At 36.0% G+C, this 15,624-nt stretch carries 10 protein-coding genes; 6 read left to right on the top strand and 4 right to left on the bottom strand.

The genetic code is table 11. From position 1 onward, the window contains the following. Window positions 1-7 precede the first annotated feature (7 nt). The 3 genes from J4050_RS11015 to J4050_RS11005 form a co-directional block, all read right to left on the bottom strand. Window positions 8-2,038 (bottom strand): M3 family metallopeptidase, encoded by a 2,031-nt coding sequence (locus J4050_RS11015; protein ID WP_208154637.1) that lies wholly within the window; start codon window positions 2,036-2,038, stop codon window positions 8-10. 183 nt (window positions 2,039-2,221) lie between these two features. After that, complete coding sequence (purE, locus tag J4050_RS11010; protein WP_208154636.1) at window positions 2,222-2,701, bottom strand: 5-(carboxyamino)imidazole ribonucleotide mutase; 480 nt, start codon at window positions 2,699-2,701, stop codon at window positions 2,222-2,224. Between the two features lie 3 nt (window positions 2,702-2,704). Continuing rightward, window positions 2,705-3,865, bottom strand: a complete 1,161-nt coding sequence (locus J4050_RS11005; protein ID WP_208154635.1) for a 5-(carboxyamino)imidazole ribonucleotide synthase — start codon at window positions 3,863-3,865, stop codon at window positions 2,705-2,707. A 147-nt stretch (window positions 3,866-4,012) separates the two neighbouring features. Between J4050_RS11005 and J4050_RS11000 the strand changes: the two genes are divergently transcribed. From J4050_RS11000 to J4050_RS10980, 5 genes are all read left to right on the top strand, one after another. Further along, the gene (locus J4050_RS11000; RefSeq protein ID WP_208154634.1) at window positions 4,013-5,125 is read left to right on the top strand and encodes an adenylate kinase; all 1,113 of its coding nucleotides are present in this window, start codon (window positions 4,013-4,015) and stop codon (window positions 5,123-5,125) included. 125 nt (window positions 5,126-5,250) lie between these two features. Further along, the gene (gene obgE / locus J4050_RS10995) at window positions 5,251-6,246 is read left to right on the top strand and encodes a GTPase ObgE (RefSeq protein ID WP_208154633.1); all 996 of its coding nucleotides are present in this window, start codon (window positions 5,251-5,253) and stop codon (window positions 6,244-6,246) included. Between the two features lie 15 nt (window positions 6,247-6,261). Beyond that, a complete protein-coding gene (locus J4050_RS10990; RefSeq protein ID WP_208154632.1) occupies window positions 6,262-6,975 on the top strand; it encodes an ion transporter in 714 nt (237 codons plus the stop codon). 50 nt (window positions 6,976-7,025) lie between these two features. Further along, window positions 7,026-7,547, top strand: coding sequence for a DUF4136 domain-containing protein (locus tag J4050_RS10985; protein ID WP_208154631.1), 522 nt, complete (start codon window positions 7,026-7,028; stop codon window positions 7,545-7,547). A 17-nt stretch (window positions 7,548-7,564) separates the two neighbouring features. After that, the gene (locus tag J4050_RS10980) at window positions 7,565-8,116 is read left to right on the top strand and encodes a mycothiol transferase (RefSeq protein WP_243878619.1); all 552 of its coding nucleotides are present in this window, start codon (window positions 7,565-7,567) and stop codon (window positions 8,114-8,116) included. Window positions 8,117-8,134: 18 nt separating this feature from the next. On the opposite strand, the gene J4050_RS10975 is transcribed toward J4050_RS10980, so the two are convergent. Further along, on the bottom strand, window positions 8,135-14,383 hold the full coding sequence (locus J4050_RS10975; protein WP_243878618.1) for an alpha-2-macroglobulin family protein: 6,249 nt from the start codon (window positions 14,381-14,383) through the stop codon (window positions 8,135-8,137). Between the two features lie 176 nt (window positions 14,384-14,559). Between J4050_RS10975 and J4050_RS10970 the strand changes: the two genes are divergently transcribed. Next, a complete protein-coding gene (locus J4050_RS10970; protein ID WP_208154629.1) occupies window positions 14,560-15,513 on the top strand; it encodes a tetratricopeptide repeat protein in 954 nt (317 codons plus the stop codon). The last annotated feature ends 111 nt before the right edge of the window (window positions 15,514-15,624 follow it).

Below are 15,624 nucleotides of genomic sequence, written 5' to 3'. Positions count from 1 at the left end.
ACTTGTCTTACTTCAATAAACCAGCACGCCTCAATAAAGCCTCAGGTTTTGGCTCATGTCCTCTAAACTTCTTATAAAGGGTCATTGGGTTTTCAGTTCCGCCTTGAGAAAGCACATAAGTTTTAAATTTATTAGCTACGGTTTTATTAAAAATACCTTCTTCTTTAAAATACTCAAAGGCATCAGCATCTAGCACCTCAGCCCATTTATAACTATAATACCCGGAAGAATAGCCACCTTGAAAAATGTGTGCAAAAGCCGTACTCATACAATTTTCTGCAACATCAGGATATAAAGTAGTTTCTCTAAAGGCTTTTAACTCATGAGCTTTCACATTTTCAATTTCTGTTGGGTCAATTCCATGCCAGGCCATATCCAACAAGCCAAAACTCAGTTGTCTTAGTGTTTGCATACCTTCATGAAAAGTGGCAGAGGCTTTAATTTTGTCAATAAGGTCCATTGGGAGGACCTCTCCAGTTTTATAGTGCGTAGCAAACAGTTTAAGCGTTTCTTCTTCGTAACACCAATTTTCCAAAATTTGACTTGGCAGCTCCACAAAATCCCAGTAAACATTGGTTCCTGAGAGACTTGGATAGGTAGTGTTAGCTAGCATGCCATGAAGGGCATGACCAAATTCATGAAATAGTGTGGTAACCTCATTAAAAGTGAGTAAAGATGGTTTGGTGGTTGTGGGTTTAGTGAAATTACACACAATAGAAATATGTGGCCGTTCATTGACTCCGTTTTTAATCATCTGAGGTTTAAAGGAAGTCATCCATGCACCATTTCGTTTGCCTGGCCTTGGAAAAAAGTCGGCGTAAAAAATGGAGACTAAATTTTCTTCAGCGTCCAATACTTTATAGGTAATTACCTCTTCATGGTATTTATCAATAGTGTCAATTTCCTTAAACTCTAAGCCAAATAATTTTTTTGCTACTGTAAAAGCACCATTAATAACATTTTCTAGTTTAAAATAGGGTTTGAGCTGTTCGTCATCTAGGCTAAAGCGTTTTTGTTTTAGCTTCTCACTGTAATAAGCAGAATCCCATTTTTGAAGTTCTTCTATGCCGTCAAGTTCTTTTGCATAAGCCTTAAGGTCTTTAAATTCTTTGTAGGCTGCAGGCTTGGCTTTTTTTAATAGGTCTTTTAAAAATTCATTTACTTTTTCGGGAGTTTCAGCCATACGCTCTTCCAGTACAAAATGGGCATGTGTTTTATACCCTAGAAGTTGGGCTCTCTTAAACCTCAGTATTGCAATGCGTTTAACGATTTTTTGATTGTCTAGTTCGTCATTTTTAAACCCTTTACTACCAAAGGCTTTAGAGAGTTTTTGTCGCAAGGATCTATTCTTGGCATATGTCATAAATGGAATATAACTAGGGTAATCTAGGGTAATCAGCCATCCAGATTTATCTTTACTTTCAGCCAATTGTTTTCCAGCCTCCTTAGTTCCTTCGGGTAAACCAGCAAGGTCAGATTCGTCTGTAATATGTAATTGAAATTGGTTGGTCTCGGCCAAGATGTGTTCGCCAAATTTTAATTTAAGCTGACTAAGTTCTTTATCAATTTCTCTTAATTGATTTTTTTTGTCCTCCGGGAGGTTGGCACCATTTCTTGAAAAACTTTTATACTTTTTATCTAATAAGGTTTCTTGTTCAGTATTTAATTGTAATGATTCCTTAGAGTCATAAACTGCCTTAATACGTTTAAATAAAGCTTCATTTAAAGTGATGTCATTACTGAATTCTGAAAGCATCGGAGAAACTTCTTGAGCAATTTTTTGGATGCTATCATTAGTTTCGGCAGAGTTGAGGTTAAAAAAGATACTAGATAAACGGTCTAAGCTTTCGCCAGAATAATCTAAAGCTTCAATAGTATTTTGAAAAGTTGGATTTTCTTTATTTAATGTAATAGCATTTATTTCTGCTTTAGCTTGTTTTATGGCTTCTTGAAAAGCAGGTAAATAATCCTCTGAATTTATCTGGCTGAAAGGAGCTGTTTTATAAGGAGTCTCAAAAGGTCTATTTAAAATACTCATTTTTTCAATGTCTTAAATTTCTTACGTATGTATTTGATTTACTGAATTTTAACGGATTTTTATGAGATAAAAGTAACCCGATAAACGTTTGTTTTAACTATATTTGCACATCTTTAAAAGCACAGTCTTTGTGTGGATAGAGTTGGTTAATAGCTTTAAGCCTTGGTGTAACTGCCAAGGCTTTTAAAGATTTTTGGCTGATTCCTCGACCTTAGCTTTCAATCCTTCTTTATAAACTATAATTTTATCCAAAATGCACTGGTCGGAGCTTCCTAAGATTTGGGCCGCTAAGATTCCAGCATTTTTTGCTCCATCTAGCGCAACTGTTGCTACTGGTACGCCTCCAGGCATTTGTAAAATAGATAATACTGAATCCCACCCATCTATTGAGTTTCTACTTTTTACAGGAACGCCAATAACAGGTAAAGGAGATAGAGAAGCAACCATGCCCGGTAAATGGGCCGCACCTCCTGCTCCTGCAATTATAACCTTAATACCGCGCTCGTGGGCATATTTACCATAATCGAAAAGTTTATCTGGAGTTCTGTGTGCCGAAACGATATCAACTTCAACTTCAATATCAAATCCCTTTAAAATATCAATTGCCTCTTGCATTACGGGCAAATCACTTTTACTACCCATTATTACGCCAACTTTACTCATAATCTATTCACTTATTACTTCTATGGTTCGTTTTACTTTTTCTGCAATTTTTCGCGCTTCATTAATATCCTTGTTTACAATGGTTACGTGTCCCATTTTTCGGAATGGTCGTGTTTGTTTTTTACCATAGATGTGAGGAGTTACGCCATCCATGGCAAGTATGTTTTCTATGTTTTTATACACAACATTTCCGTTGTAATTTTCAGCTCCAACTAAATTTACCATAACACCTGCAACCTTACTGTCTGTTTTACCTAATGGTAACCCAAGTATAGCACGAATATGTTGCTCAAACTGATCGGTATAGCTACCTTCAATACTGTAGTGGCCAGAATTGTGAGGTCTTGGAGCGACCTCATTGACCAAAATATTATTGTCTTGTGTTTGGAACATTTCTACTGCAAGCAAGCCCACATGTTTAAACGCTGCCGCTGTCTTAAGTGCTACCAATTCCGCTTTTTTGGCGATTTCATTAGGAATCCTTGCTGGACAAATGACATATTCTACCTGATTTGCTTCAGGATGGAATTCCATTTCAACTACAGGATAAGTCTTTAGGTCGCCTTTTTCATTTCTGGCAACAATAACAGCTAATTCATTTTTAAACCGAATCAAATCTTCCGCAATACACTCAACATTCGGCAAATCTATAAGGTCGGTATAGCGTTTAACTATTTTCACACCTGTACCATCATATCCAAAGCGCGCACTTTTCCAAACAAATGGGTAGCTTAATCCGCCATTTTCAATCGCCTCTTCAATTTCAGACGTGTAAGCAAATCTAGAAAAATCAGCTGTTGGAATATTATGATCTCGATAAAATAATTTTTGATGTGCCTTATTCTGTATGGTACGCAACGTTTTAGATGAAGGAAAGATTTTAATACCTTCATCTTCTAGTGTTTCTAAAGCATCAACATTAACATTTTCAATTTCAATGGTAAGGATATCAACCTGTTTTCCAAATTCTAATACAGTATCAAAATCCATTAAATCGCCAACAGTAAACTCATCACAGGCTAATCTTGCAGGTGCATCCTTACTTGGGTCCAAAACGCAAGTGTAAATATCGTATTTACGCGTATGGTAAAGCATCATTTTACCGAGTTGACCACCACCAAGTATTCCAAGTTTAAAGTTTGAAGAAAAATAGTTTACGGACATAGCATTAATGATGAGGAATCAAAAGATTCATTCTACTTAATTTCAACACAAAAATAAGCTAAATAATAAAAGGGTCTTTAAAATCGTGGTTATAAAATCGGCTTACATGCTTCAAATTTTTATCTTTGTTTTCCTATATAAAAAACAATGGTCTTAAAGCTTCACGATTTATATTTCAAACCCTTCATTTCAGAAGATAGAATACAGAAGGCGGTGCAGAAAATGGTCGATGCTATTGCAGCTGATTTGGGTGATGAAATGCCAGTTTTTGTTGGGATTTTAAATGGCTCATTTATGTTAGTGAGCGACTTTGTGAAGAAGTATCCTAAGCCGTGTGAGGTAACCTTTATAAAATTGGCATCTTATGAGGGCGTAAAGTCAACAGAAGATATCCAGCGTTTAATCGGGCTTACACAAGATTTAACAGGAAGAACGGTTGTAATTTTAGAAGATATCATAGATTCAGGTAATACCCTGGAAGAGGTGCACCGAATATTTAAAAATGAAAATGTAAAGCAATTACTAATTGCGACTTTATTTTACAAACCTGAAGCATACGATAAAGATTTTAAACTTCATTACGTAGGGATGGAAATTCCTAATAAATTCATTGTTGGGTACGGATTAGATTATAATGGATTAGGAAGAGATTTACCAGACGTATATCAATTAAAAACAACACAACACATGACGAACATTGTCCTATTCGGCCCTCCAGGAGCAGGGAAAGGAACGCAAGCAAATTTTTTAAAAGAAAAATACGATTTAATACATATCTCAACAGGAGATGTGTTTAGATACAACATTAAAAATGAAACAGCCTTGGGTATGTTGGCCAAGTCCTACATGGATAAAGGCGAATTGGTTCCGGATCAAGTTACCATTGATATGCTAAATAAGGAAGTTGAAAAAAATACGGATGCCAAAGGATTTATTTTTGATGGTTTTCCAAGAACAGATGCGCAGGCTAAGGCTTTAGATAATTTAATGGATTCTAAGGATTCTCAGATTAACGCTATGGTGGCATTAGAAGTAGACGATGAAGTTTTGGTGGAGCGATTACTAGAGCGCGGTAAAACAAGTGGCCGTGCCGATGATGCTGATGAGAGTATTATAAGAAACAGAATTAAAGAGTACTACAATAAAACTGCGATTTTAAAGGACTACTACTCAAATCAAGATAAATATTTTGGTGTTGATGGTGTTGGTAGCATAGAGGAAATAACCGTTAGGCTGAGTAAGGTTATAGATACACTCTAGCCATTGCTATATAATAGTTGAGAGTTGTGTAAATACCCAATTATTATGGGTTTTGGCATTAATAGAACTACAGTGCGTGGCTGTTAGATATTATTCATGCCGCGTATTAATAAAGCACAGAAATTATGACTGAAGGGAACTTCGTGGACTATGTAAAAATGCATGTGGCTTCTGGCAACGGAGGTAAGGGTTCTGCGCACCTGCATCGCGAAAAGTATATTCAAAAAGGAGGTCCAGATGGTGGAGATGGAGGACGAGGCGGCCATGTTATAATTAAAGGAAATGCCAATCTTTGGACATTACTTCACCTAAAGTTTAAAAGACATGTTAAAGCTGGCCATGGCGAACATGGTAGCTCTGGCAGAAGTACAGGTGCAGATGGAGAAGATTATATTGTCGAAGTACCTTTAGGCACAATTGTCAAGGATACAGATACAGGAGCAATTTTATTCGAAATCACTGAGGATGGGGAAGAGAAGATTGTAGTAGAAGGCGGTATGGGCGGTCGTGGTAACTGGCACTTTAAAAGCTCTACCAATCAAACACCCAGATATGCTCAGCCTGGAATTCCTTCCGAAGAAAAAAATATAACGATTGAGCTTAAAGTACTTGCTGATGTAGGTCTTGTTGGTTTTCCTAATGCAGGCAAATCAACTTTGCTTTCGGTACTGACTTCAGCTAAACCTAAAATTGCAGATTATGAATTTACTACTCTAAAACCTAATTTAGGGATTGTAAAATATCGAGATTATCAGTCGTTTGTAATGGCTGACATTCCCGGGATTATCGAAGGAGCGGCAGAAGGAAAAGGACTAGGGTACTACTTTTTAAGACATATTGAGCGGAATTCTATTTTATTGTTTTTAATCCCTGCAGACGCCGATGATATTGTTAAGCAATATGATATTTTGGTTGATGAATTGAAACGTTACAATCCAGAGATGTTGGATAAAGAACGGTTTGTTGTTGTTTCAAAATCAGATATGTTGGATGACGAGTTAAAATCAGAAATTTCTTCTATTTTAGATAAAGATTTAGAAACAGATTACATGTTTATATCGTCTGTAGCCCAACAAGGATTAACTGAATTAAAGGACAAACTCTGGCAAATGCTCAATTAAGTGTGACTTTCACCTATGAAAGAGGCTATAAAAAAAGTTGTAGAAAATAATGATACTAGGCTGAGTAAAGGGTTTGATTTTTTTATTCAATTCCTTATCGTAGTATCTGTTATTACATTTTCAATTGAAACCTTGCCTAAGCTAGAGCCAAAAACACGTTTTATTTTAAGTGCTATTGAAATATTTTGTGTTATTGTCTTTACTCTAGAGTATTTAGCACGAATCTACATTGCAGAGAAAAAAGGTAAATTTATTTTTAGCTTTTTCGGTTTAATTGACTTACTGGCCATCCTTCCTTTTTATTTGTCCTTTGGAGTTGATCTGAGGTCGTTAAGGATTTTAAGAATGTTCCGTCTGTTTCGTTTACTTAAGCTGGTGCGTTACAATAAGGCGATGAGACATTTTACTAAAGCCATGTTGCTTGCGAGGGAACAGATTATATTATTTATGGCCGTGACCTTGGTACTCATTTATTTTTCTGCTGTGGGTATTTATTATTTTGAAAACGAAGCACAGCCAGATCATTTCGCTTCTGTTTTTGATAGCCTCTGGTGGTCTATTGTAACTTTAACAACAGTAGGTTATGGTGATGTCTACCCGATAACAGCAGGAGGTAAAATTTTTACATTCTTTATTTTGTTGATAGGTCTTGGCATTGTGGCTGTTCCAACGGGAATTATTTCTTCTTCATTGACAAAAGCCGTGGAATTAGAATCCGAAGAGAAATAGTTAAAATCAAAAAATTCAACTTTTTTTTTTAATACCTTTAAAAGAAAAACATGAGACTGATAAGTCGCTTTTTCCTTCTATTGATTCTGACTTCATGTGGTGCTGTGATTAATTATGATTACGAAAGTTCTACGGATTTTGACAGTTATAAGACTTACGGTTATTATGACGATATGAAGACTGGGTTAAGTGAATTAGACACCAAACGCCTCATTAGAGCTATTGATGCTAAGCTACAGGCTTTGGGTTTTCAACGCGTTGATGTTGCCGATTTCTATATAGATATACAAAGTCAAGAAATAATTAACCGCACTAATTCTAATGTTGGAGTTGGCGTAGGAGGAACTGGTGGAAATGTTGGTGGAGGTGTATCGGTAGGCATTCCTCTTGGTGGTAGCCAATACACAAGAGAAATTGTAATTGAATTTGTTGACGACTCCAAAAACGGAACCTTTTGGCAGGCGATTGCAGAAACCAGTTTTAATCCTAATGCTAAACCAGAAAAGCGTGAGGCTCAATTCATGGCTTTAGCAGAAAAAATATTAAGTAAATATCCACCTCAGATTAAATAATCCTGATGTCAATCATTATGAAAATTAATTCGGTCCTATGTCTTTTTATTACCTTATTTGTCTCTGCTACTTCGTTTGCTCAAAATGAAATAAAACCTCCTCGAGGGTATTCTAACGATATTGGTAATATGATATCAATGTTAGATAATTTGAAACAGCGTGTAGAGCGATATGTTATTAACCTCGACCAAGAGGGAACAGATTTTTTATTAGACGAAAATTCTAACAGTCCTGGTGCTATAATCTATCACTTGGCCGCAACAGAGGCCTACTACCAAGTGTATACCTTTGAAGGAAGAGGTTTTAATGCTTCAGAGAAGCGTAAGTGGGAAACGGCTCTTAACCTAGGCGAAAAGGCTAGGAACGAATTTAAAGACAAACCCATTCAATTTTATTTGGATATTTATGATGAGGTGCGAAAAAAGACAAAAGAGCTTTTAAAAACTAAGGGCGATGATTGGTTTAAAACCAAAACAGGTAATATGAGCATGCATTGGGCGTGGTTTCATGTTATGGAGCATCAGGCCAATCATATGGGGCAATTGGCTTACATTACTAAGCGCATATAAATAGTCTTTGGCTAGCGATTAGTTTTCTACTTTTATTCTAAGTCCTTCACTATGGCTGCTAAATTCTGGCGCATACATGCTTTGTACAGTGCTTATGCCATTACTCATTTGCCCTGCATTATTTACACGTAAATCATATTCAAAAACATAAATACCTTTAGGTAGAAAGTCAATGAAAAAGTTGGTTGCCGCATCTTTTGTGCTTTCGTAATAGCCCAAACCATCTTGCCATTTGTATTGGGAAAGCACATTAATGGGCTCTAATCCTGCTGCTCTCATATCTTTAAGGTGAATAAATTCCATCGGTCTATCCGTTCTTAGTTCAATACGTACTTTTATTAAATCACCAACGGTTAAATTGGTTTCTGGTGTTATCTCAGAAATGACTTCACCCACAGGTGAGTTGGATTTTAGATAAAGTTTTTTGCTCAGATTTAATGGTGTTTGGGAAGGAGTGATTTTATCTAAATCCTCGAAGTATTGCCAATATAAAGCTCCCCAAGCTACTGCATTTTGGTTATTTGCCAATGTTACATTTCCCATTTTGGGTTCAATTTCAGAACCTGGCCATGTGGTTTTAAAGTATCCTGTTCCTGCCTCAATGGCAACATCATCTCTAGTCTCTGGGACAATAAGTTCTCCACCAACTTCAATTTTAACGATTTCATCAATACTGAGCCAGTTTGAACCTTGGAGCAATAGGGCATAAACAGCTTCTGTCGTTGCTTTAGTGGTTTTCCATGTATTGGTCTGTTTATGTCTTAGCAACCATATTTTAAGGTTGTCTATAATTTTGGGGTCGTTCTTTATTTCGGCGAAGGCTTCAATAAGCAAGGCTTGTGTTTCAATAGGCGCTTTGTACCAGTGCCAAGAGTTACCGTTTTCTTTCCAGTACATTCCTAATTCTTCACTAATTACGCTATTCTCTTCTATTGATTTTAAAATGGCGTTTGCTGTTTCTGCACTATTCATTCTATGCATTGTTAAAGCCATGAGCCCTTTTGCATAGAGTGAACGTTTTAGCCAATAAGATTCAATTTGGCTTTTATAATAGTCGATAACGTATTCAACTTCTTTAGATGGTTTTAATTCAGGATAAAAACTTCTGGTGTATAAATAATGTAATTGCATATAAGACAATTGGTCCTTATTTAAATCCACTTTGTCATTTTGTTTTTTTAGGTCATTGAATTCTTTTACGAATGCTTTGTCTAGGTAATTCAAGGCACTTTGAATCATACTTTGGTTATCATTTTGATTAATGCCTAAATGTTTTAAGTGCCCAAACCCTGCAACAATATGTTGAGTGATATACCTATTGGCATAACCACCGTTAAACCACGACCACGCTCCCGAAGCTTGCTGATTTGTTCTCAATTTTAATTGTGCGAATTGCAATTCGCTCGAGACCTTATTGAGGTCAAATAATAGTCCTATTCGTTTTTTTTGCTCCGATTCGGATTGTGCATCTCTGAGCCAAGGTGTTTCTTGAATGAGTATAGCTTTTAAGTCTTGGTTTTTCTCTAAGTTAGAAATTAGCGCATCCTTGGAATTCCATTGCTTAAAAACAGCTTCAATTTTTGGGTTGGAGGATACAATATGTCTGGCTAAGGCATTAGCATAGTAGCGTGCAAAGATTTGCTCGTTGCAATCGTATGGAAACTCCATAAGGTAAGGTAGGACCTGTATGGCATACCAAGCTGGATTAGAAGTTAATTCTAAGGTAAGTCTATGATATTTAAGTGATACCGACGTATTTGAAGTTAATTTATCTAAAGTGAAAGTTTTTTGTTGATTCGACCGGATCCACATTGGTAAAGCCTCTGTGACTAAAATGCGATTAGTTAAAACAGGTAATACATTTTGTTCGCCATCACTGAATTTTTTTGTTTTTGCAATGACCTTGTATTGAATTGCTTCAATACCATCAGGTATTTTTAAATGCCAAGAGACTTGGGTATTTCCTTTAGCATCTACAGAAAAAAGTGTATCTATTTCACCGATTTCTGAAATTAAAATTGAGGTGATATTGGTGCCTGTTAAAGCGTTTGATAACTGTATACTAGAAATGCCGTTAAGAGATTTATCAGTAAGGTTGGCGATTTTGGCACTTATAGTGATTTCATCACCTTCCCTTAAAAATCGCGGTGCGTTAGGAATGACCATGAGCTCTTTTTGGGTAATGGTTTCATACTGACCTACTGTACTTTTTAAATTTTTTGTGTGGGCCAGTAATTGCAATTTCCATTTGGTCAAGGCCTCTGGAGCTGTAAAATTAAAACTCACGTTGCCATCAGAATCTGTCTGTAGCTGTGGAAAGAAAAATGCCGTTTCTTGGAGGTTTTTGCGCACCTTAATTTTTAGTAAATCTTCCTCACCTTTTTTTGTGGTGATAACAACAACACCATTGGCGCCTTTTTTACCATAAATAGCTTGAGCCTCATCAGGCTTTAATATTTTGATTGATATAACATCCTCCTGTTTAATTCGTCTAAAATTAGACTCTGTTACTATTTCTCCATCAATTACATACAGCGGTTCTTTGTTTCCGCCTATGGAACTAGTTCCTCGGAGAATTGCCAAACTATCAAGATTAGACTGTCCAGAGCCTGTTGAGATAATTAAACCTGGTATTTGTCCTGATAGTGATGCCGAAATATCTGCTATTGGTGTTTCTGAGTCTTCTTGAACGGCGACAACACCGTCTGCTGGAGCATCCATACGTCTAGCTAAATACCTATGGTTGTCACCATCAAAATAGAACCCAAACCAATTTAAATGGTCAAAGCTCTGATGTTGGTAAGATGCTGGTCGTGCAAAGCTGTTGTAAAATCTAAAACCAGTGAGACCAAAGCTTTGGTTGTAGCGTTTAGGGATTTGACTATAGTAGTCCCAGTTTAGTATTGGATTAAAGTCCCAACTATGTGGCAAGAATTCATCTAATGAAGCGTCGTACATACTAGCTAATAATTCGGCTGTGACCTTTTCAGATTTAGGACCTTTTATGCTAAAGCTCCAGGTTTCTTCAGAGCCTGGTTGTAATTTATCTCTAAACGTTTTAGTTTCAATAGACAATTCGGTTTTGGGATAGGGTACATTAACCTGTAGACTTTTAACGTTGTAGCTATTGTATGCAGCAAAACTACAATGCACTACAAAACCTCCTAAATCAGATTTTAGAATAGGAATATCCAAGGTCTTCTTTTGGTTATTTAGGTCTATACGATGTGTTGCGATTATTTTGTTATTCTTTTCAATTTCAACAGTAATGGTTAGGTCTTTGGCGGCTGTACCTAAAGTAAGTTTTGCCATGCCCTGATTAGTGTAACTAACCTTGTCTAAATAGGCTTCAAATAAGGTATTGTCGGCAAGTGTATTTTCGCTATCATCATAAATTGAAATAAATTGTTTTTCTTCTACCTGCTGGCCGAATTTGTCAGTGCTTTTTACTTCAATAATATACTTGCCAGATGGCCATTTTTTTAGTCGTTTTAATACTATTGTATTATCATCTTGTGTGTTAAAGTTTCTGCTGAATACCTTCTTTCCTTTATTCCAATTCTGAATCAGATGTTCGTTTTTGTAAGCGTCATGAGGGAAAAGTGCTTTAAATTCATCCTTTGGCAATACTTGGTAGTCTGGAGCGCGCCAAGGGCGTGGTCTTAAAACTGTTTTTGGTGGTGATAGCTTATAGATGCTTAATAGTCCGTTTGCAGGAATTCTTTCGCCATTAAGGTTTTGGGCTATGATTTCTAGCTCTGGTTTATGACTGTTTTTGTCAATCTTGTTTTTTACATTGAGGTTTAAAGTCATGGCATGATAACCTACGTTTACCGTTCTAGAAGCCGAATGGGTTTCTCCATTGATATCAGTAATGTCTGCAGTAACTTCATATCTAAATACAGGTAAATTTTCTTTTGGTGCATTAGAATCTGGTATGGCCTTGAACGTAAGTTCAAATTCGCCCTTTTCATTGGTTTTGGTTTCACCAAAGGTGATTTCTTGTGGTGCAGAATTCCAGTAGGGATTTCTCCAATAATACCAGCTAGGGAATTGTACTTGCCGCTTTACACGATATGCTACTTTTGCGTTAGTAATGTTATTTCCTGCAAATGCAATGGCTTTACCGGTAACCTTTATGTTGTTATTTATCTTAAAGGTTTGAGTGATAGGTTCAAATTCTACTTCAAATTTTGGACGCTTGTATTCTTCTACAGAAAAGTAAGTAAAACCACTTCCAATTTTATCTGATTGTGTTTTTATGTAAAATTGACCGGTTAATCCTCCAACCGGAAGTATAAATTCACCGTGTACTGACCCAAAATCATTAGTTTTTAATGCAATCTCTCCAAGCTTATCACCGTTAACATTGTGAAGTGTTGTAGTGATATTTTCCCCATCTAACACTCTCGTTTTTCGCTCTGAATTTAGAGTTTCCGTTACAATACCTTTAAAATATACAACTTGACCTGGTCGGTATAGGCTTCGGTCTGTAAATAAAAAGGTGTTGTAGCTATATTTGTTTTGCTTCAGTTTTTTATACTTACGGCCCATTGAGTATTGTCCAAAGTAAGCAGTTTGCTTATCATAATTCGCTTGTATTTCAATGCGTCGGTAATAGTTGTCGTCTTTATCTAAATAAAATTTACCGTAGGTGTTGGACGTGGTCTTCTTGGTAAGTTGTGTTTTCGAATTATTGTAATATTTAATTTGTACCTCAGCATTGGCAATAGGCATGCCAGTCGATCTATTAATCAATTGATATACATTAGCCTGTCTTTCCCTATTCTCAATGAGTGCGAAATCAGTCACCTGAATATGGGCCGTGGCGAAAACATCACGGCCTTTAGGTGTTTCTGCTTTAAGGAGGTAAAGTCCATTTGGCAAACTTGGAATAATAAGTTCCGTACTATGATTTTGAAAATCGCCTTCATTTTTTAAACTACTCTTAAGATCATTATAAACCCTAAGCTTATCTATAAAGCCTTTTCTGTCTTTAGTATTATAAAAGCTGTTATAGGTGTTGAGCTGCTTTTTAGTTACCTTAAATATTTTTAGATTAAATTCATTGAGATTTCTATAGTTTACCAGTACTCTAGATGCTGCGGATACAGGTATGAATGTTTCGGCTTGGAGTTGTAACTCCGGATATAGAATTTCATCTTTAAGGGCTTCACACTTCTTTGCGCCAGGACTGTTCGGCCACTCCTTAATTACTTGGGTGCATAAATTATAGGCCTCCTTGAGCTTCCAACGGGTACTATCGTAATTTGAGATATTTTGATTTTGACTATTAAATTTATTTCCTTCCTCTTTAAGAACTTTGGCGATTTCAAAATTATATAAGCTTGATTGTTCTGAAGATTCAATATTTAGTGCACTTTCCTTCAAAGTTGAAAGTAGAAGCTCCGTTTTTTTTGAATTGACGGAATTTTGATATACAAAGCGAAGACGTTCAATATCTGAATTAACAAAAGCTAGGGACGATGGGTTGCTACTGTGAAACCGAAGCAAGCTTTGATAAATTTTTAAGGCATTTAGTTGCAGTGATGTACTATCCTCAGAAGCGATGTTTAAATTGATGAACTTTTTGCTAGGACTTAAAAAGGCTTCATCCGCTATAACAAACTTTTGGGCTGGCTGTGTTATACTATTTTCGTCCGTTTGGTAGAAATTTAGAGCGTTATGGCTTAATAAATCAAATAGCGTGGGCCTGTAGTCCTTAGAGTTTTTAGCTTCGACTAGTAGTGCTTTATAATCGGTTAGTCGTTCTTGTTGCAGTAAAATACCATTGCGCAATGACCTCTGGTAATAGCTGTGGATTTCATTAAAAAGTGTTTTTAAGTCCCAAGTTCTGAAGTCATCGTTTGGTTGTATTGCGGTTTGAGAACGTTGGTAGAATTTGTATCTGTTTTGTTGAAAGTATTGCCAATACATTGTGGCAAGGATGTTTTCTAAAAGATGCTTTGTTGGTAAAGATGTTGTGGTCTCAATTTCTGATTTAAATTGTTCAACAATTTTTAGTTGAGCATTTTCCTCTAGGATTAAGCCATATTTGCTTTTGAATAATAAGGCTTTTACCACTTGCTGGTGGATATTTTGAGATTTGGCCTTATTGTAGATTACGTCAACTTGTTCTGCGGCACTTTTTGTTAATCCTTTTTGCTCAAAATCGGTAACCATTGCCCATTCCTTATCAAAATTATTTTGGGCATTCGATAATGCTGAAAGGCTTAATAGTATAAAAACAAGTCTAATTTTTTTCATAATTCTAGTATTTCATTCAAATCTAGCTTCAAAAGCTATTCCAAAAACAGAGGTAATGCGCCAGTAATGTGTTATAATGAGTTAAGTTACACATTTTGTTAGTGAAACAAATTGTTAGTTGAATTTACTTTTACGACTAATCGCTAAAGCTTATTTTTGTTTAAAGCCCAATAACAATGCTACGTTATTTAATACCATTTTTTATTGTTTCATTTAGTTTTTCCCAGACTGTTATTGATAATGCTGAGATGTTAATGGATAAAAAGCAATATGGTATAGCAGAAGAACAAATAACAGAATATTTACAACAAAACCCCAAAGATTTAAGAGCTGTAGAACTATTAGGTGATGCTTATGGGTATCAAAGACAATGGGATAAGGCCATTGGTAAGTATGAGTTTCTCGTTAAGGAACAACCAAATAGCGCTAATTATAATTACAAATTTGGTGGTGCACTAGCTATGAAGGCACAGAGTGTTAGTAAGTTTAAAGCCTTGGGTTTAATTGGTGATATGAAACGTGCTTTTTTGAAAACCGTGGCTTTAGATTCAACCCATATCGATGCCCACTGGGCGCTTGTTGATTATTACGTTACATTGCCAGGGATAGTAGGGGGAAGCTATTCTAAAGCCCTAAAGTTTGCGGATAAATTACAGGCCATATCTCCTGTTGATGGTTATTTAGCAAAAGGGTATGTCTATGAGTATGATGATGAGCCAGAGTTAGCAGAGAAATACTATAGGCAAGCTATAAAGGTAGGAGGGTCAATAACATGTTATAATAAATTATCTGGATTTTACAGTCGGCAAAAAAAGCCAGAAAAAGCTATCGGTAATTTTGAACAGGCACAAAAAAAAATACAAAGAAATGCATTGCACTATCAAATAGGAAAGGTGTGTGCAGATTACAATATTCAATTAGATAAAGGCGAGAAGTGTCTAAATACGTATTTAGAGAACTTTTCGGCAAAGGATGGTGTTCCCAAAGAATGGGCCTATTATAGGCTTGCCCAAATATATAGACACAAAGGAGATAAATCCAAGGCGATGGAATACATCGATATGGCCTTGTCCATTAGGTCAGACTTTAAACAAGCCCGCATAGAAAAAAATCTCATTTCAAATTTATAGGATTAATCCGATTTGTATTTCCTGAGATACCGCATATTATAAGGTACTAAATATTTGTTAATTATTTTTAAAGTAATAGTAATGCTATTATGTTTGCAATCAAATATTTCG

Origin of the sequence: Winogradskyella pelagia (assembly GCF_017581965.1) — a bacterium.
In the GTDB taxonomy this organism is placed as follows: Bacteria; Bacteroidota; Bacteroidia; order Flavobacteriales; family Flavobacteriaceae; genus Winogradskyella; species Winogradskyella pelagia.
Note: the sequence above shows the minus strand (reverse complement) of the source record. Positions and strands in the feature narration are given on the sequence as shown.

Bases quoted from the DNA above. Each gene is read 5' to 3' on its own strand.
- J4050_RS11015 (WP_208154637.1), bottom strand. From the start codon at position 2,038: ATGAGTATTTTAAATAGACCTTTTGAGACTCCTTATAAAACAGCTCCT.
- purE (WP_208154636.1), bottom strand. From the start codon at position 2,701: ATGAGTAAAGTTGGCGTAATAATGGGTAGTAAAAGTGATTTGCCCGTA.
- J4050_RS11005 (WP_208154635.1), bottom strand. From the start codon at position 3,865: ATGTCCGTAAACTATTTTTCTTCAAACTTTAAACTTGGAATACTTGGT.
- J4050_RS11000 (WP_208154634.1), top strand. From the start codon at position 4,013: ATGGTCTTAAAGCTTCACGATTTATATTTCAAACCCTTCATTTCAGAA.
- obgE (WP_208154633.1), top strand. From the start codon at position 5,251: ATGACTGAAGGGAACTTCGTGGACTATGTAAAAATGCATGTGGCTTCT.
- J4050_RS10990 (WP_208154632.1), top strand. From the start codon at position 6,262: ATGAAAGAGGCTATAAAAAAAGTTGTAGAAAATAATGATACTAGGCTG.
- J4050_RS10985 (WP_208154631.1), top strand. From the start codon at position 7,026: ATGAGACTGATAAGTCGCTTTTTCCTTCTATTGATTCTGACTTCATGT.
- J4050_RS10980 (WP_243878619.1), top strand. From the start codon at position 7,565: ATGAAAATTAATTCGGTCCTATGTCTTTTTATTACCTTATTTGTCTCT.
- J4050_RS10975 (WP_243878618.1), bottom strand. From the start codon at position 14,383: ATGAAAAAAATTAGACTTGTTTTTATACTATTAAGCCTTTCAGCATTA.
- J4050_RS10970 (WP_208154629.1), top strand. From the start codon at position 14,560: ATGCTACGTTATTTAATACCATTTTTTATTGTTTCATTTAGTTTTTCC.